Genomic DNA, 17,098 nt, shown 5'->3' on the forward strand with positions numbered 1-17,098 from the left:
CGGTATCACGGCTCCTTGTCCTGGTTGCCCGGATAAAAGCCGTGCAGGAGCCCATAACGCTCGTGGCGGACTTGATCGACATGATGTCGGACACGCTGTTCAGGCAGCCCGAGCATGATCAGCGCGTGGGACGCCAGCATCAGGCTGGACTCCAGCAGTTCCGGGACCACTTCGGTGGCTCCGGCGGCCTGCAATTCGGCCAGTTGACTGTCGTCGCGCGTGCGCACCAGGACAGGTACGTGCGAATTCACCCGCCGGACCTCCTTGAGTACCGTCATCGCGATGTCCGTCTTGTCCACTGCGATCACCACCAATCTTGCGCGACCGAGCCCGACCGCGGTAAGCAGGTCCGCCCGGCGTGAGTCGCCATAATGCACGCAATGTTCGCCCGCAGTGGCTTCCCGGATGATGACCGGGTCATCGTCCAGGGCGACGAACTCCAGCCCCTCGCGACGCAAGAAACGGCCAATGGACTGGCCGACGCGACCATACCCGCAAATGACCACGTGGCCAGACAGGCCTGCATTGAGTTCGCTGATCTGCTCCAGTTGCGCTTCTTCGTTGGGTTTTCGGTGCAGCCGGGCAGCTATGCCTGGCGCGGCGCGGAGGAATAAAGGAGTCACCAGCATCGAGCAGAATGTCGCGGCCAGTAGCAGGCCACCGATATCGGCGGGCATGAAGTGGTTCTGTTGCATCAGAGCCATCAGGGCGAAACAGAACTCGCCACCCTGGGCCAGGGCCAGGCCGCTGCGCCAGGCCGTTTCGCCATCGCTGCCGCGCCATTTCACCAGTGCGGCCACCACGCAGCCCTTGATGACCATCAAGCCGAGGGTCAATCCAAGGATCAGCAGGCCATCATCCATGAACAGTTGCAGGTCGATCAGCATGCCGATGCTGACGAAGAACAGCCCGAGCAGGATGTCGCGGAACGGGCGGATATCCGCCTCGATCTGGTGCCGGTAATGGCTTTCACCCAGCAGCATCCCAGCCAGGAACGCTCCCAGGGCCGGTGACAGGCCGAGCAGGTGGGTAAGCCACGCCGTGAGCAACACAATCACCAGGGCCAGCAAAACGAATAGCTCGGCGGAGCGGGATGCCGCCACTTCATGGAACAGGCGCGGCAGCAGTAGCCGGCTGGCCAGCAACAGGCCGCCGAACAGCACCAGCGTCTTGCCCAGGGTCAAGGGCAACGCCCAATACCAGGCGTCGTCACTGTTACCTGCAAACACTGGCACCAGGGTCAACAGCAATACCGCGACGACGTCCTGGAACAGCAGCACTCCGATCGCGTTCTGGCCGTGGCTGCTGAAAATCTCTCCCAGGCTGGACAGCTCCTTGCTGACAATGGCCGTAGAAGACAGTGCCAGACCTGCGCCGAGTAGCAGTGCCGCCGCCAGCGGAGCGCCGCTGCCTGCCAGCAGCACGCCCAGCAGCGCGGCCGAGCAGAGGACTTGCAGGCTTCCAAGGCCAAACACGACCCGACGCAATTCGAGCATCTTCGACAGCGAGAACTCCAGCCCCAACGAAAACAACAGGAAAACCACCCCAAGCTCGGCGAGGTCTGGCAGCTCTTCGCTGTCATTCACCCAGTCCAGCGCAGTGGGCCCGACAGCCAGGCCGACGCACAAATAGCCCAGTACCGGTGGCAGGCGCAGGCGCCTGAACAGGGCGATGACCACCAGGGACGAGGCGAGAATGATCAGCAGGTTGGCGAACAAGAGAAACTCCGTTTCAAGGTTTACGAGACCCAGCGTAGGACAGAAAAAACATCGAGCATCACTGGAAAAGCATTTGGGCTCAGTGATTTGCGTCAGCGTTTTACCGAAACAACCTGCGACATGGTACCCGGCTCGACGGTTGCGTGGGGCGGGCCTAGAATGGCGATCTGTCTTTTTTGGGTACCTGCCATGACACCGGAATGCCAGCTGTTCGGCACCGTAGGTTGCCATCTGTGTGAAGCCGCCGAGGCTCAATTGATGCCTCTAGTCGAACATGGGTTATGGGTGGAACTGTTGGACATCGCCGAAAACGAGGCCCTGTTCGAAGACTACAGTTTGCGCATTCCCGTATTACGCAGGCTCGATACGGGGGCGGAGCTGGATTGGCCCTTCGATACCGATCAGGTTGTCGCCTTCCTGCGTTGATGCCTTCCATCGGTTGAACCTGCATGCCGCCATTGGCGAAAGGGTGTTCTTCGGTTACTGTATGTCCATACAGCTACTGGAGTGCAGTCCTTGGTCAATGTCGAGCAATTGAAAAACAGCGTGAACCGGATGTCCGCGGACGTCGTGCGCGAAGCGGTACTGGAATTGCGCCTGGACGGTCTGGTCACGGAAGGCAAGACACCCTTCAACAAGCTGCACTTCAATACCTGTTTCGCCGAGATAGAAGCGCTGTTTCAGCGCGCCGGCTACCACAGGCAACTGGATGTGGTGGGGTATCAGGGCCTCTTGTATGCCTTGTACGATCCGGGGCGCTGGGAGGCGGTCGAGGTGCTGCGCTGGTTGAAGGAGTTCACCGAAGCCGCAGCAAGGCGGACGACGGTCTCTGCCTGAGCCAAGTATCGCTGGGCTGGCGTAGATGACTGTCGGATAATGCGGGCCCCAGCAAAAGGTAAAGAGTCTCCAATGCCCGGTTCATCGTTCTCCGCAGCTCATCATCAGGCCAGCACGTTGTACCTGCCGCCCGGTGCCTGGCAGACCGTGCTGGAGTGCCTCTGCGAGCATTTCAGCGCGATCAGTCGTGAGCAATGGTTGGACCGGATTGCCCGGGGCCGGGTGCTGGACGGGGAGGGCAAGGCGATCCATGCCGATCTGCCATACCGTGAAGGCCTTCGTATCCACTATTTTCGTGAAGTGCCCGATGAAAAACCGATCCCGGTGCTCGAGTCGATCCTCTATGCCGACGAGCATCTGGTGGTGGCAGACAAGCCGCATTATCTCCCTGTCACGCCAGCGGGCGAATATGTCGAACAGACCTTGTTGCGGCGATTGATCCGTCGGCTGGATAACCCCCATCTGGTGCCCCTGCACCGTATTGATCGGCACACGGCCGGGCTGGTGCTGTTTTCAGCCAACCCGCAGACCCGTTCGATCTATCAATCATTGTTTCCGACACGCCAAATCGAAAAAAGCTACCAGGCGATTGCACCCGCGTTGCCTGGATTGAGTTTTCCGCGCGTGCATGAGAGCCGGTTGGTCGATGGCGAGCCGTTTTTCCGAATGCAGGAGGGGGCGGGCGCACCCAATACCGAGACGGCCATCGACGTGCTGGAAAAAAACGGTGACCTGTGGCGCTATGGACTGTATCCGGTCACCGGTAAAAAACATCAGCTGCGCGTGCATATGAATGCCTTGGGCGCGCCTATCTGTAACGATCCGTTCTACCCCGATGTGATTCGGGATGCCCAGGATGACTACTCCAATCCGCTCAAGTTATTGGCCCAAGGACTGCGTTTCATCGATCCGGTCACGAATCAGGATCGGGTTTTTGAAAGCAACATTACGCTGCAGTGGTAGCCATTGTGTTTTCGACAGGCAACAAAAAGCCCGCAATCAATGCGGGCTTTTCTGTATCTGGCTGTGACGTTGAAGATTACAGATCTTTAACGGTACGAACCTGGTCCTTGTTCACGCGAGTCTGCTTGCCGTCCAGTTGCTCGAATTCGTAGAAGCCGCTCTCTTCGTCGTATTTAGGCGTGTCGACGGCCTGGATTTCGCGACCGTCATTCAAGGTGATCACTGTTGGCGATGCACACCCGGCGAGAGTGGCGAGGCCCAGCGCGAGCATGAAAGTAGCGAGGGTCCGTTGGTTCATGGTGTTTCTCCGAAATGGATTCTTCAAGTTACTGACCTTCAGACGTATACATCGCGCGCAAGTTCCTGGCTAGTGTCAATCTGACACGCCTTTGTGTTGGGCGAGGAGTTCCGGCGTGTTGAGATTGGCCAGTCGGGGATCGTTGGACGGGCATTGCAAGGCGACTGCTTGCAGCGTGCGCATGATGCGACCGGGGCTGCGTTCTCCGTCGCTCCAGGCCTGTTCGAACGTGGCTGACAAGGCGCGGGGAATGATGCACAGCAGCGGCTCCCAATGTTCGCCGTGACGCACCATCAGTGGTTTGTCAGGATGTTTGCTGGCAGTTTCGCGCATGCTGTCCAGCAGACTCGAGTCGATTTGCGGTACGTCGCACGGCAACACCAGCAGATAGGGATGCTTCGCTGCCTTGAGACCTGCCCGGATTCCAGCCAGCGGGCCCGGAAAGTCACCTTCGTCGTCATGAACCAACTGGTCGGCATACGATGCATAGCGTTCCAGGTTGCGGTTGCAGGAAATGATCAGGTCGTCGCTCAGGGTGCGGGTTTGCCGATGAAGGTGGGCAATCAGCGGTTCACCTCGCCATTCCAGCAAGCCCTTGTCCTGCCCCCCCATGCGTTGACCGCGTCCGCCGGCAAGGAGCAGGACAGAGCAAGGTGGCAGGGGATTATTCAAGCTCATCGGGTGTCTCCGCACGGGCGAAAAAATGGGACGCTGTGATATAACACCAGGCTGTTTCCCCTACAACTGGACGAGCCTATGAAAGCCAAGGCTGATGTACCTTTCGTGCCGCTCAATGTCGCGGTGCTGACTGTCAGTGATACCCGTACCCTGGAAACCGACACCTCGGGCCAGGTCTTTGTCGATCGCCTCACGGAGGCCGGGCACAACCTCGCGGCACGGGTCCTGCTCAAAGATGATCTGTACAAGATCAGGGCGCAAGTTGCCGCCTGGATCGCCGACGATGTCGTACAGGTGGTGTTGATTACCGGTGGTACTGGCTTTACCGGGCGCGACAGCACGCCGGAGGCCGTTGCGTGCCTGCTGGACAAGCAGGTCGATGGTTTCGGCGAGCTGTTCCGGCAGATTTCCGTGGCGGACATCGGCACTTCCACTGTCCAGTCACGGGCACTGGCCGGCCTGGCCAACGGGACGCTGGTATGTTGCCTGCCTGGGTCGACCAACGCGGTGCGCACGGGATGGGACGGAATCCTCGCCGAGCAGCTCGACGCGCGGCACAGGCCGTGCAATTTCGTGGCCCATTTGAAACAGGCGGCGCCTTGTGAATCCCGTGGGTAAACCGGGCAAGACGGGTGCCTTGATGGCCGTCGAGGTCGCCTTGGAGCGCTTGCTCGAGAGGGCGGCCGCCACGCCCATCGTCCAGCACGAACGAGTGCCGTTGGCCGAGGCCCAGGGAAGAGTGCTGGCGGAGGATCTGGTCTCGACGCTCGACCTCCCGCCATGGCCCAACAGCGCCATGGACGGTTACGCCTTGCGCCTGGCTGACTGGGACGGTGAAACACCGCTGGTGGTCAGCCAGCGGATTTTTGCCGGGCAATCTCCGGCCCCCCTTGCCGCAGGCACCTGTGCACGGATCTTTACGGGGGCGCCGACCCCGATGGGCGCCGATTGCGTCGAGATGCAGGAAAACGTCATCGTCGAAGACGACCAGCGGGTGCGATTCAGCCAGCCCATGGCCTGCGGGCAGAACATCCGTCCTCAAGGACAGGAAACAACCGTTGGAGAGCAGGTTCTCGGCGCCGGCACTCGCCTGGGGCCGATTGAGTTGGGGCTTGCGGCATCCTTGGGGTGTGCATCGCTGGACGTGATACGCAGGGTGCGAGTTGCTGTGCTGTCCACAGGTGATGAGCTGGTAGAGCCCGGCCAGCCCTTGGGGCCGGGGCAGATCTATAACAGTAATCGCGTATTGCTCTGTGGTTGGTTGCAACGCCTGGGTTGTGATGTGGTCGATGCGGGTATCCTGCCTGATGACCTGGCCACTACTCGCACATGCCTGGCTCAGCTATCGGACGTCGACCTGATTCTTTCCACGGGCGGTGTATCGGTGGGGGAGGCGGATTTCCTGGGCATTGCGTTGCGTGAAGAAGGAGAGCTGACGCTCTGGAAACTCGCCATCAAGCCGGGAAAACCGCTGACGTTCGGGCATTTTCGCGGCGTGCCGGTAATCGGCCTGCCTGGAAACCCTGCCTCGACCCTGGTGACCTTCGCCCTGTTGGCGCGGCCTTATCTGTTGCGTCGCCAAGGCGTTCAGGCGGTGTCGCCTCTCAAGTTCCAGGTGCCCGCCGGTTTCGTCTGGACGAAGGCAGGCAATCGACGAGAGTTCTTGAGAGGACGCATCGAAAATGGTCGAGCCATCATCTATCGCAACCAGAGCTCCGGTGTCCTGCGTAGTGCCGCCTGGGCCGAAGGGCTGGTGGAAGTCCTCGAAGGAAGGACGCTGGCTGAAGGCGATATCGTCAGTTTCATCCCCTTGAGCGAAGTCCTGGACTAGCCCGGCAATCGCTAACGCGCTGCGGCCCGATTCTGCATCGGGTCTCTACGCGCTGTTGCCTTTATCGCGACAGCAGCATCACCAACTGGTCGAAACGATTGTTCGCGACCCACCCCAGCAGCCCGACCACGACTGCCGCCGCACCCGCCAGATAGGCAAGGCGGTGTCGTACGGCCTTGACGTCGGTACGGATTTCATCCATGTCCCTTCGGATGTATTTGAGGTGGGTTTCCAATTCAACGACGCGCGGTTCCAAATCAATTCCTCCAACGGGATTACTGCAACGTTTGCATGCGCTTTTGAGATCTGCCGGTTCGTTCCCGAAGGACGCGAGGTGGCGGGGTGACAGCTTGTATTCATGGCTATGCATCGGGCATTTCCTCCCTGTCGCCATGATTTCTTGAGCGCGTGAGCGGGCCCCAGGGGGCCGTGACATATCCATCCATGGGTTACACATCCTTGTCTGATGGTTGTTTAGAGGTTTAGCACAACACCCTGTCAAGGTGTCTCAATACGGTTAGGGGGTCAATTGAGCTGATTCGCCAAGTCTTGTAAGAAAGTTCTTGGAATCGAGAAATTGATCCGGTTTTTTATGGATATCGCCCAGTCCGGGGCTATTTCCAGCGAATGTGCGGTCCCATTTCCTGAACCTTCCAATGACGGAGACAACGATGAGCAAAGGCAAGGCGCTATTGATCCTGCACGGCAAGCAAGCGCTCAACGAAGAGGTTCGCGCGGCAGTGATGCTCAAGCGCAAACAAGGCTGGGACCTGGCCGTGCGGTTGACGTGGGAAGCGGGGGATGCCCGGCGGTGCGTGGATGAGGCCCTGGACGCGGGTTATAACCGGGTGATTGCTGGCGGCGGGGATGGGACCTTGCGCGATATTGCCGAAGCCATTGCCCAGCAATCCGGCGATGCCAGCCTGGTATTGCTGCCTTTGGGTACCGCGAACGATTTTGCCCGGGCCGCCGGCGTGCCGCTGGAACCGGATCGCGCCTTGGACTTGCTGGATGTCACGCCGCGGGCGGTCGATCTTGGTGAAGTTGGCGGGCAGATCTTTCTGAACATGGCCACGGGCGGTTTCGGTAGCCAGGTGACCGCGAACACCTCCGAGGACCTGAAAAAAATCCTCGGTGGCGCTGCCTATCTGTTCACCGGCTTATCGCGCTTCAGCGAGTTGAGCGCAGCCTATGGCGAGCTGCAGGGGCCCGGTTTTCATTGGCGGGGCGATCTGTTGGCGCTGGGCATTGGCAATGGCCGGCAGGCCGGAGGAGGGCATTTGCTGTGTCCGGAGGCGCTGGCGGACGATGGCTTGCTCGATATCAGTATCTTGCCGGCGCCTCAGGAAGTGGTGAGTACGCTCAAGGATTTGCTGGCCGGTGGGCTGGGCATCGACAACATGTTCGTGCGAGCACGCTTGCCGTGGGTGGAAATCAAGGTGGCCCAAGGCCTCGACATCAATCTGGACGGCGAACCGTTGCAAGTAGACGACCTGCGTTTTACGGTTCGCCCCCAGGCGCTACGTGTCCATCTGCCCGCCGATTCGCCTCTGCTGGGAGGCTCGACGAAGCTCAATCGTCCAGGCTGATGATCTGCTCGCGCACGGCAAACAAGACCAACCCGGCCACGTCGTGGATTTGCAGGCGCTTCATGATTTGAGCCCGGTGGGTTTCCACCGTCTTGATGCTCAGGCTCAGGCCGTTGGCGATTTCCCGGGTGGACTTGCCGCGAACGATCAGTCGCAGGATTTCCAGCTGGCGTGCCGTCAGGTTGTGGGTCTGGGCAGGATCTGGCTGATATTTTTGGACGCGGGTCAGGGCCTGGTTGATCACGGTGTGGGCAATGGCCGGGCTCAGGTAGCGTTCGTCGTTGCGCAGGGCTTCCAGCGCGTGGCCCAGTTCGGTGGGGGTCGTGTCCTTGAGCAGGTAGCCGTGCGCTCCTGATTCCAGCGCCTGCATGATGAGCGCGGGGTCGGTGTGCATGGACAGGATCAGGACCTTGCTGTGCGGACGCACTCGTTTGAGTTGCTGCAAGGCTTGCAGGCCGCTGGTGTCTTTCATGGAGATATCCAGCAGCACGATGTCGGGATTGAGCCGTTCTACCAGCTCCAGCAACTGCGAGCCGTCATTGGCTTCGCCGACAACGGCGTAGCCAGGCAGGTCCAGGACCAGGGCGCGCACACCCGCACGGATAAGCGAATGGTCATCTACCAAGAGCAAATTACAAGTCAATGGAGAACCTTATTCTTGCTGGCCCGCTCCAGGGCGCGGGGTGCCCAGGGAAAACGAGCTTCGATATGCGTGCCTTTGCCGGCCTCGCTGACTACTTTGAGCGTGCCGCCCAGTTGCTCGACCCGCTCCGACATGCCGGCCATGCCGCGCTGTCCTTCGCGGGCAGGGTGGTCGGCTGGGACAAATCCCTGACCGTCGTCGCTGATCACTAATGTCAAACCTTCGGGCAGCCGTTGCAGGCGCACGAGGAGATTCTTTGCCTGGGCGTGGCGCAGAATGTTGGTGACCGCTTCCTGGGTGATGCGAAAGGCGGCGACGGTCATTTCTTCCGGTATGCCGGTCATGCGCTGCTGGCAATCGAGGCTCCAGTTCACGGGCGTATTGGCCAGTGTCTTGAGCAAATGCGCACGCAGGCTGGCTTCCAGGCCCAGGCTGGTCAATTGCCTCGGATTGAGAATCGCCGACACATCGCGCACCTTGTTCAGGGTCTCGTCGAGCGTTTCGCTGAGGACGGTGCATTGGTCTTGCAGCTCTTGCGGCATGCGGCGCTTGAGCCATTCGCTCTGCAGCTTGGCCGCGGTCAGCAACTGGCCAATGTCATCGTGCAATTCGCGACTGAGTCGATGACGTTCGTTTTCCTGGACTTCCAGCAGTCGGTCGGCCAGTTCCTGGGGCTGGAACTTGATCGACTTGCGCGACAGTCGATACTGGATCCAGACGCAGGTCAAGGCCGCCATGTTCAGTGTCAGCAAGCTCAGCGGCACCGTCATGGCCGACCAGTAGGCCAGCAGGCAGCCGAGGGTCGAGCAGATGCACAGCAAAAGTGTGAGCCGACGGGCGTTTTCTCGGGAAGGTGGCCAGGAGGTAAATGACTTGAAGCTGGCGTACATAACGGATGGAGCCAATGGATGTTCGCTGCGGGCAGGCCAGTCAGGGAATCTGACGGGCCGGGTCGGGTAAAAGGTTCAGGTCGAGGACGGCTTCGGTTGGCGGCTTTTGGCGCGGCGGTTCGAAGTGACTGACGGAAGACATAGTACCACTTCAAATATCGTTGGTCGCGCTCGGCTTGGTGGTAGCAAAGCTCGGTGAGCCGGGCACTTGGCTGGCTGCCACGACGGGCGGTTTCATGCTTGTTTCTGAGCGTAGGGTACCAGCGCCAGCGGGCGTGGAGTTTGCGGCCCCTGGCAAGGATTCTGGCCCACCTGGAACGCGAACGCTTCGATCAGAGAGGTCTGTTCGCTGCTGTCCAGGCTCAATTTGCCGGTGGTTTGGTCAACCAGTTCGAGCTGCCAGGCCATCAGTGTGAAGCAGTCTTTCAATGCGCCCAACGCCTGGTCGTGCAACTCCATGTGATTTTGCGCATGGGTGAGCAGGCCATGGATATGCAATGAAAAATCCGAAACGGCCTCCAACGCCAGGGCATCGGCCTTGTTTGCCAATTTCAGCAACGTGCTGAGCATGCAATCAATAGCGTCCTTGTCGTTGTTGATCAGTTGCAGGTGGCTCAGGCATTCCTCCGACTTGGCCAAGAGTGTCTCGGCTTCGGTCAGGAACTCTGGAAGGCGCTGGCTCCAGTTCTTGCGATCGTTCGGCATGCTTATCTCCACAACATCATGTCAGGCGAAAGTAAATCGCGTGTGGCGAACGCTGGATCTCATGGCCGTGAACGAACGACGGCGCCTCGCGCATCCCCGCCGCTTGGCAGAGTCCGGCACGCAAACGATTGCACGGGTGGGATCGGCCGAAAGGCTGGAAGGTCGATGTCCTGTGGTCGCGCACAAAAGCCTGACTCCGTTCAGCAATGAGAATGGCGTCACATTAATGGCTATTGAATAGCGGGAATATCAGGTTGGACCTGATTGTGCCTAGGGGAAACCCTTAGGTAGGGGAACTTTGTCCGCAAACCGAAGTCGCGCGGCGGGAAACAGGGGGTGAAAAAAGCAGGAGGCCAGTAAAGCATGATGTTAATGTGATATCAATCTCTCGCCTTGATATTTCATTTCAGGGTCAAGATTTGGCGCAGGGCGCCGATAGCGCCATTACAGGATTCATCCGAACAAGCCCAGGAGTCATCGATGGCCGGCATTCTCGACACAGTAGATCAACGAACCCAACTGGTGGGTGAGAATCGCCTGGAAATTCTCATGTTTCGGCTGGCCGGGCGGCAATTGTTCGCCATCAACGTGTTCAAGGTCCAGGAAGTGTTGCAACTGCCGAAGCTGACCTTGATGCCCCAGCGCCATCCATTCGTCTGCGGCGTGGTCAACCTGCGTGGCCAGACGTTGCCAGTCATCGACCTGTCCCAGGCCATTGGCATGCGTCCGCTGGTGCCGGGGCCGAACAGTACCATCATCGTCACCGAGTATAACCGCTCCGTCCAAGCGTTCCTGGTGGGTGGCGTGGACCGCATCGTCAACATGAACTGGGAAGCCATCCTGCCACCCCCGACCAGCGCTGGCCGGGAGCATTACCTGACCGCCATCAGCAAGGTGGACGACCAGTTGGTGGAAATCATCGACGTGGAAAAAGTCCTGGCCGAAATCGTCCCTTACAACGCCAAGGTTTCCCGGGACAAGCTCGAAGACCCGGTGTTGGAGCGCGCCCGTGGCCGTGAGGTGCTGCTGGTGGACGACTCCAACGTCGCGCTCTCGCAATTGCGTGACACCCTGGGCCAGTTGGGCGTGAAGATGCACATCGCCAGCGACGGCCTGAAGGCGCTGAACATGCTCAAGGCCTGGGCGGACTTCGGCGAGGTGATGACTGACAAGTTGCTGATGATCTTCACCGATGCCGAAATGCCGGAAATGGACGGTTATCGCCTGACCACCGAGATTCGCAACGATCAGCGCTTGCGTGGACTCTATGTGGTGCTGCATACCTCGCTCTCCGGCAGCTTCAACGAGTCGATGGTCAAGAAGGTCGGCTGTGACAATTTCCTTTCCAAATTCCAGCCGGACAAGCTGGTAGACGTGGTGCGCCAGCGGCTGATGCTCGACTGATACCGATCCCGGTTTGCTTCGGTGGCCGGCTCGTATAAGGTGGCTTTTTTTCGCCTGGGGAGCTGACCATGTTGCGGCTGAGCGCGCTGTATCGTTATCCGTTGAAATCCGGCAGGGGGCAGTCGCTGCAAGGGATTGGCCTGGACAAGCTGGGGTTGGACGGTGACCGCCGCTGGATGCTCGTCGATGAAGGCAGCGGGCGATTCCTGACCCAGCGGGCCGTGGCGAAAATGAGCCAGCTGTCGGCCTTGTGGAACGAGGCGGGCGGCCTGACGCTCAGTGCGCCGGGCTACGGCACCTTCGAAGCGGCGTTGCCGCCGGTCATCGAAGAACAACGACGCGGCGTGATCATCTGGCGCGACACCTTGCGGGTGCCAGACGCCGGGGACGAGGCGGCGGCCTGGGTCAGCGAATTCATCGGCCAGCGCACCCGGCTGGTCCATGTCCCGGTGGAATTGGCCCGTACCACGGCAGCCGGCTATGGCCGGGACGACGACAAGGTCGCTTTCGCCGATGGTTTTCCTTTGTTGTTGATTGGACAGGCCTCATTGCAGGATCTGTCTGGCAAGGTCGGCCGCCCCCTGGAAATGCTGCGCTTCCGTCCCAACCTGGTGATCGAGGGCAGCGAGGCATTTGCCGAAGACGGCTGGAAGCGGATTCGTATCGGCGACGTGGAATTCCGGGTGGTCAAGCCATGCTCAAGATGCATCATGACCACCGTCGATCCGCAAACCGGTGAGCGCGATCCGAATCGTGAGCCTTTCGCGACGTTGCAGCAGTACCGTTCGACGCCTGACGGCGCGATGTTCGGGCAGAACCTGGTGAATGACGGCAACGGCAGGCTTGAAGTGGGGATGCCGGTCGAAGTGCTGGAATAAAACACCCAAGAACAAAAATGCCCGTGTCCAATGACACGGGCATTTCTATTTACCAGACAACGTTCTCCACGAAAATATCAGGCGCGATATTCACACAGGTAGGCCGTGTCGACGGCGACCTTGAGCTGGAACTTGCTGTTGGCCGGGACGTTGAACTGGCTGCCGGCCTCGAAGGTTTCCCAGTGGGTGCTGTCAGGCAGCTTTACGGTCAGGGCGCCAGACACGACGTGCATGATTTCCCGCTGGGCAGTGCCGAATTCATATTCGCCCGGTGCCATGACGCCAATGGTCGCTGGGCCTTCGGCAGTGCCGAACGCGATCGACTTGACGGTGCCGTCGAAGTACTCGTTGACTTTAAACATGGGCGATTCCTCGAGAAAGGGCTGAAAAAGGCCGGCCAGTATGCACAAGGCCACAACAGTCGTCATCTGTCGCGCCCGGCAACCGCTCAGCCTGTCAGCACAAGGGGCAATAATCGCGCCGTGTTGCGGGCGTCCTCCAGTGCGCGGTGCTGTTGCCCACAGAACTGCAACCCGGCCAATTGCAACGCGGCATTGAGCCCCAAGGGGCGCTCCAGCCGGCGGACCTTGGCGAAGCGTTGCTTGAGATTCATATGCTGAACCTGGCCAAGCACGCTTTGCAGTTGTTGTTGCTGCCATTCCTGCAGCAATTGCTTGCGATCGTAGTCACCCCAGCTGATCCAGCCCTCAAGATTGGCGTGATAGGGCGCCAACCAACGCTCGAACACAGGCCAGACCTCGGTCAGCGGGGCGGCGCTGTCGATGTTGGCCTGGCTGATGTGAGTCAGCTGGCGACAAAAAGGGGTGAGCAGCGGTCGCCGCAGTGGCCGGACAAACCGCTGGAAATGATCCACCTCACGGCCGTCTCGGTTCACCAGGCTGGCGCCGATTTCGATAATTTCCATTTCGCTTACCGGCCAGCCACCTTCATCAGTGGTGGCCTCCAGATCAATCACCAGCCAGTGAGGCATCGCTAAGGTTCCCGGTATCGGCGTGCTGATGGGTTTGAGCGTAGTCAAACCCGGCGTATCCGCCTAGTCCTGGCCCCGAGTGCTTGCTAGGTTGCCCCGGCCAGCTTAAATTGCCCACGCCGTTGGCGATTTGATGAAATGGCCGTGCATGGGTTGATCGACTGTGGGAGAACGCAGGTGGACGAGCAAAAAACCCAGGGTGTGATGCGCGAGCTGGTCGACAACGGTCAACTGACCGACCCGGACAGCGCTCGCGGCAAACTGCTCCAGACCGCGGCTCACCTGTTTCGCAACAAAGGCTTCGAGCGCACCACTGTGCGCGACCTGGCGAGTGCCGTGGGCATCCAGTCGGGGAGCATTTTTCATCACTTCAAGAGCAAGGACGAGATCCTTCGGGCGGTGATGGAGGAAACCATCCGCTACAACACTGCGTTGATGCGCGCGGCCCTGGTCGAGGCTCGCGGTGTGCGTGAGCAGGTGCTGGCGCTGATCCGCTGCGAATTGCAGTCGATCATGGGCGGCACCGGCGAGGCGATGGCGGTGCTGGTCTATGAGTGGCGTTCCCTGTCCGCGGACGGACAGCGCCACGTCCTGGCCCTGCGCAATATTTATGAAGATGTCTGGCTTGAAGTCTTGGGGCGGGCCAAGGAGGCCGGGTATATTCGCGGGGACGTGTCCATTACCCGGCGCTTCCTGACCGGTGCGTTGTCCTGGACCACTACCTGGTTTCGCACCGAAGGCAGCCTGAGTCTCGATGAACTGGCCGAGCAGGCCCTGATCCTCGTGTTGGCAGAAAAACAATAAGCAATCGCTGGCTTAAAATTGGCCGCATGGCTGGCTAAGCGGCTGAAACCGCCTAGCGTCACTGTATTGATGGGTCTTTTAGGGGAGTGGGGTATCTTGACGTTATTGCCGATGGGGATGACCTCACGTGTTTTGCTGGCCGCTCTGGCTCTTTTCCTGACGTCTTCCCTCGAGGCGGCGCAGCGGGTGCGGATTGGCGCGGCACATTTTCCACCCTATACCGTTCGACCCGAAAACGGCGCCGACACCGGCCTGCTGCCGCAACTGGTGGAGGCCTTGAACCGATCGCAGGCCGATTACCAGTTCGTCCTGGTGCCCACTTCGATTCCGCGCCGCTTCAATGATTTCAAGCAGGGACGCGTCGACATGGCGATCTTCGAGAACCCGGACTGGGGCTGGCAGGATGTGCCACACACCGCAGTCGACATGGGACTGGAAGACGCCGAGATCTTTGTGACCCAGCGCCAGCCAGATCGCCAGCAATCCTATTTCGCTGACCTGAGGGGCAAGCGCCTGGCGTTGTTCAGCGGTTATCATTACGCCTTTGCCAAGTTCAACCCCGACCCCAAGTTCCTTATCGGGCAGTACAACGCCACGCTGACCTATTCCCACGACAGCAACTTGCAGATGGTGCTGCGCGGGCGCGCGGATATTGCCTTGGTGACCCGCTCTTACCTCAGCGACTACCTGTTGCGAAATCCTGAGGTAGGCCCCCAGTTGCTGGTTTCCGAGCGCATCGACCAGATCTATCACCATTACGCGCTGATCCGACCCCAGGCGCCCCTCAGTGCCGATGTGTTCCAACAGTTGCTGCAGAAACTGCGGGGCAATGGGCAGATGTTGGAGATCTTCCAGCCCTACCGGATCGAGTTGGTGCCACCACACGCTCATTGAGCCAGACTAAATTTCCCATGCTGGCTCACGTCACTCGTTGACCATCGACGAATACGTGAGCCGCTTCAATGCCCATCTCCAAACCTTCCACAACGCTGCCCTTGCCGGGTGGCCGCCACCTCGGCGCTGATGAAACCGAGCGTCATCTGAGCCTGATGCTCGAAGGCGCGCCCTTGATTCGTCTGCGCCTGGAGCGCGGCCCTCAACTTCATGTGCATCTTCAAGAACCCAATGACCGGCCTGTAGGGCCGGCGCTGTGGGCCGCCTGCTATTGGTTGTTTGCCAGGGATCCCGATTGCCAGCAACTGGTCTGGCACCTTGACGAACGTCCCGGCGAAGCCTTGCTCAGTGGCCTGCTGGCGGGCACGCCAGAGGTGAACGAATACGTCTGTGAGCGCGTCTTGTTCTGGCAACTGCCGCAACCCTGGCTGGGGGAAGCATTCAATGGCAGTTATCCACAGCAAATGATCATCACCGATGGCAAGCGCCATCCTCGTCGACCGATCAAGCCACGAGGCGAGGTGTATCGACGTTTCGATGCGCGGCTGGGGGCTTGGGTGTCCCTGCGAACCCTCGAAATCGAGCAGGACCTGACGCGCTTCAATCGCTGGCAGAACAGCCCTCGGGTTGCCAGCTTCTGGCAAGAAGAGGGCAGCCTGGAGCAGCATCGCGAGTATCTGGGCAAACTGCAGCACGACCCTCGGATCTTGACGCTGATCGGCTGTTTCGACGAGCAGCCATTCGCCTATTTCGAAGCCTATTGGGCCAAGGAAGATCGAATCGCGCCGTTCTATGACGCCCACGATTACGACCGCGGCATCCACATGCTGGTGGGCGAGGAGCAACACCGGGGCCCGCATAAAGTCGCGAGCTGGCTGTCAGCGCTGGTGCACTACTTGTTTCTCGACGATCCACGCACCCAGCGCGTGGTGGCCGAGCCGCGGGCCGACAACGCCCGGATGATCGGGCATTTGCACAACCAATGCTTCCATTGTGAAAAGGAATTCGACTTCCCGCATAAGCGGGCGGCGCTGATGATCCTGGGGCGGGAACGGTTTTTCGACCGCTGTTCGTTGATGTAATCCCCAGGGTCCCATCGCGAGCAAGCTCGCTCCCACGCCAGTATCGCAGCAGTCCATGTGGGAGCGAGCTTGCTCGCGATGAGGCCAGTCAGTCCACCGAAGGATCACCGCCGCGCAAACGTATCCCCGCGCACCCCCGACACCTTGCGGCAATGCACCAGGGCGTCGCGGATCATGAAGTTCACCAGGGTTGGCGAGACGCCCAATTCCTTGGCGATGTCCTTCTGCGGCACCCCGTGCAGGCGGTACATCTCGAAGGCGTAGCGAGTACGGCTGGGCAGCTCGGTCAACGCGTCGGCGATGTGCTCGAGCGTGGAAAAGTTGATATGCGACGTTTCCGGCGAAGCTCCCTGGATCACCACGTTCAAGCCTTCCTCTTCAGGGCCCGAGTATTTCTGTTCCAGCGCTTGCTTGCGGTAATGGTCGATCGCCAGGTTGCGCACGATCTGGAACAGATAGCTGAGCTGGGCCTTGATGGAGGAGGTGATTTGCGGCGCCGATTGCAGCCGGAAAAACGCGTCTTGAACCACATCTTCCGCGCGGGATCGGCAACCGGTGATGCGCGCTGCGATCTTGACCAGGATGGTTCGGTTATCGACGAATGCCTGAAGTAGCGGTGAGTCGCACCTGCTTGTGGATACTTGTTCCGTCATGGAATTCACCTTGCTGCAATTAGTTAGCAGGACGGTCGGGCCAGCGGATCCGTCCTACACATCGGGGGCCAAATTAGGCTTAATGATAATTATTGTCAATTGAGAAGAAGAATTATTGATGAAAGGAAGTCCAGCCTGGACGCTGCGACTCGTTGTCACGGGGTCCTGCGCGCCTGAGCGCCGCTGCGCGCGCGGTGCCCGAGGGCGGCGACTAATTATCTGGCGGTGTTATCCGTCCCC

At 59.8% G+C, this 17,098-nt stretch carries 21 protein-coding genes; 11 read left to right on the plus strand and 10 right to left on the minus strand.

Going from position 1 to position 17,098, the window contains the following annotated elements; translation table 11 throughout:
• Positions 1–5: 5 nt before the first annotated feature.
• On the minus strand, positions 6–1,718 hold the full coding sequence (locus tag M8Q45_RS05830) for a cation:proton antiporter (RefSeq protein ID WP_249873909.1): 1,713 nt from the start codon (positions 1,716–1,718) through the stop codon (positions 6–8).
• A gap of 189 nt (positions 1,719–1,907) precedes the next feature.
• Here M8Q45_RS05830 and M8Q45_RS05835 point away from each other — a divergent pair, with 189 nt between their 5' ends.
• The 3 genes from M8Q45_RS05835 to M8Q45_RS05845 all read left to right on the plus strand — a co-directional run bounded on the left by M8Q45_RS05835 (position 1,908) and on the right by M8Q45_RS05845 (position 3,518).
• Complete coding sequence (locus tag M8Q45_RS05835) at positions 1,908–2,144, plus strand: glutaredoxin family protein (protein ID WP_249873910.1); 237 nt, start codon at positions 1,908–1,910, stop codon at positions 2,142–2,144.
• Positions 2,145–2,234: 90 nt separating this feature from the next.
• On the plus strand, positions 2,235–2,555 hold the full coding sequence (locus M8Q45_RS05840) for a transcriptional regulator (RefSeq protein ID WP_181288911.1): 321 nt from the start codon (positions 2,235–2,237) through the stop codon (positions 2,553–2,555).
• 72 nt (positions 2,556–2,627) lie between these two features.
• Positions 2,628–3,518 carry a pseudouridine synthase gene (locus M8Q45_RS05845; RefSeq protein WP_249873911.1) on the plus strand — a complete coding sequence of 297 codons (891 nt, stop codon included), beginning with the start codon at positions 2,628–2,630 and terminating at the stop codon, positions 3,516–3,518.
• A gap of 76 nt (positions 3,519–3,594) precedes the next feature.
• Here the strand turns inward: M8Q45_RS05845 and M8Q45_RS05850 are convergent, their stop codons facing one another.
• Both M8Q45_RS05850 and mobA read right to left on the minus strand, forming a co-directional pair.
• On the minus strand, positions 3,595–3,816 hold the full coding sequence (locus M8Q45_RS05850) for a YgdI/YgdR family lipoprotein (protein WP_030141906.1): 222 nt from the start codon (positions 3,814–3,816) through the stop codon (positions 3,595–3,597).
• Positions 3,817–3,891: 75 nt separating this feature from the next.
• The gene (gene mobA, locus M8Q45_RS05855) at positions 3,892–4,494 is read right to left on the minus strand and encodes a molybdenum cofactor guanylyltransferase MobA (RefSeq protein WP_249873912.1); all 603 of its coding nucleotides are present in this window, start codon (positions 4,492–4,494) and stop codon (positions 3,892–3,894) included.
• A gap of 78 nt (positions 4,495–4,572) precedes the next feature.
• Between mobA and moaB the strand changes: the two genes are divergently transcribed.
• Positions 4,573–5,112 carry a molybdenum cofactor biosynthesis protein B gene (gene moaB, locus M8Q45_RS05860; RefSeq protein ID WP_030141908.1) on the plus strand — a complete coding sequence of 180 codons (540 nt, stop codon included), beginning with the start codon at positions 4,573–4,575 and terminating at the stop codon, positions 5,110–5,112.
• Between the two features lie 22 nt (positions 5,113–5,134).
• Entirely contained in the window at positions 5,135–6,325 is a 1,191-nt protein-coding gene (locus tag M8Q45_RS05865; RefSeq protein ID WP_249877270.1) for a molybdopterin molybdotransferase MoeA, read from the plus strand.
• 61 nt (positions 6,326–6,386) lie between these two features.
• On the opposite strand, the gene M8Q45_RS05870 is transcribed toward M8Q45_RS05865, so the two are convergent.
• Positions 6,387–6,695 carry a hypothetical protein gene (locus tag M8Q45_RS05870; protein ID WP_249873913.1) on the minus strand — a complete coding sequence of 103 codons (309 nt, stop codon included), beginning with the start codon at positions 6,693–6,695 and terminating at the stop codon, positions 6,387–6,389.
• 301 nt (positions 6,696–6,996) lie between these two features.
• Between M8Q45_RS05870 and yegS the strand changes: the two genes are divergently transcribed.
• Positions 6,997–7,914, plus strand: a complete 918-nt coding sequence (gene yegS / locus M8Q45_RS05875) for a lipid kinase YegS (RefSeq protein ID WP_249873914.1) — start codon at positions 6,997–6,999, stop codon at positions 7,912–7,914.
• Here the strand turns inward: yegS and M8Q45_RS05880 are convergent.
• The 3 genes from M8Q45_RS05880 to M8Q45_RS05890 all read right to left on the minus strand — a co-directional run bounded on the left by M8Q45_RS05880 (position 7,898) and on the right by M8Q45_RS05890 (position 10,152).
• Complete coding sequence (locus M8Q45_RS05880) at positions 7,898–8,557, minus strand: response regulator (RefSeq protein ID WP_030141912.1); 660 nt, start codon at positions 8,555–8,557, stop codon at positions 7,898–7,900. The genes yegS and M8Q45_RS05880 overlap by 17 nt on opposite strands.
• The gene (locus M8Q45_RS05885; RefSeq protein WP_249877271.1) at positions 8,554–9,447 is read right to left on the minus strand and encodes a sensor histidine kinase; all 894 of its coding nucleotides are present in this window, start codon (positions 9,445–9,447) and stop codon (positions 8,554–8,556) included. The genes M8Q45_RS05880 and M8Q45_RS05885 overlap by 4 nt, the downstream gene beginning before the upstream one ends.
• 234 nt (positions 9,448–9,681) lie before the next feature.
• Complete coding sequence (locus tag M8Q45_RS05890) at positions 9,682–10,152, minus strand: hypothetical protein (protein ID WP_249873915.1); 471 nt, start codon at positions 10,150–10,152, stop codon at positions 9,682–9,684.
• 480 nt (positions 10,153–10,632) lie between these two features.
• Here M8Q45_RS05890 and M8Q45_RS05895 point away from each other — a divergent pair, with 480 nt between their 5' ends.
• Positions 10,633–11,556, plus strand: a complete 924-nt coding sequence (locus M8Q45_RS05895; protein ID WP_249873916.1) for a chemotaxis protein CheV — start codon at positions 10,633–10,635, stop codon at positions 11,554–11,556.
• Positions 11,557–11,624: 68 nt separating this feature from the next.
• Positions 11,625–12,434, plus strand: a complete 810-nt coding sequence (locus M8Q45_RS05900) for an MOSC domain-containing protein (RefSeq protein WP_249873917.1) — start codon at positions 11,625–11,627, stop codon at positions 12,432–12,434.
• 77 nt (positions 12,435–12,511) lie between these two features.
• Here the strand turns inward: M8Q45_RS05900 and ppnP are convergent, their stop codons facing one another.
• Both ppnP and M8Q45_RS05910 read right to left on the minus strand, forming a co-directional pair.
• Positions 12,512–12,796, minus strand: a complete 285-nt coding sequence (gene ppnP / locus M8Q45_RS05905; protein ID WP_249873918.1) for a pyrimidine/purine nucleoside phosphorylase — start codon at positions 12,794–12,796, stop codon at positions 12,512–12,514.
• Between the two features lie 86 nt (positions 12,797–12,882).
• A complete protein-coding gene (locus M8Q45_RS05910) occupies positions 12,883–13,425 on the minus strand; it encodes a 3'-5' exonuclease (protein ID WP_249873919.1) in 543 nt (180 codons plus the stop codon).
• Between the two features lie 177 nt (positions 13,426–13,602).
• Here M8Q45_RS05910 and M8Q45_RS05915 point away from each other — a divergent pair, with 177 nt between their 5' ends.
• From M8Q45_RS05915 to M8Q45_RS05925, 3 genes are all read left to right on the plus strand, one after another.
• The gene (locus M8Q45_RS05915) at positions 13,603–14,229 is read left to right on the plus strand and encodes a TetR/AcrR family transcriptional regulator (RefSeq protein WP_249873920.1); all 627 of its coding nucleotides are present in this window, start codon (positions 13,603–13,605) and stop codon (positions 14,227–14,229) included.
• A 117-nt stretch (positions 14,230–14,346) separates the two neighbouring features.
• Positions 14,347–15,123, plus strand: coding sequence for a substrate-binding periplasmic protein (locus M8Q45_RS05920; RefSeq protein ID WP_249873921.1), 777 nt, complete (start codon positions 14,347–14,349; stop codon positions 15,121–15,123).
• Positions 15,124–15,191: 68 nt separating this feature from the next.
• Positions 15,192–16,205, plus strand: a complete 1,014-nt coding sequence (locus M8Q45_RS05925) for a GNAT family N-acetyltransferase (protein ID WP_249873922.1) — start codon at positions 15,192–15,194, stop codon at positions 16,203–16,205.
• Between the two features lie 104 nt (positions 16,206–16,309).
• Here M8Q45_RS05925 and M8Q45_RS05930 read toward each other — a convergent pair whose 3' ends face one another.
• Positions 16,310–16,858, minus strand: coding sequence for an RNA polymerase factor sigma-70 (locus M8Q45_RS05930; protein WP_030141922.1), 549 nt, complete (start codon positions 16,856–16,858; stop codon positions 16,310–16,312).
• Positions 16,859–17,098: the final 240 nt, after the last annotated feature.

Origin of the sequence: Pseudomonas sp. T1.Ur (assembly GCF_023516725.1) — a bacterium.
In the GTDB taxonomy this organism is placed as follows: Bacteria; Pseudomonadota; Gammaproteobacteria; order Pseudomonadales; family Pseudomonadaceae; genus Aquipseudomonas; species Aquipseudomonas alvandae.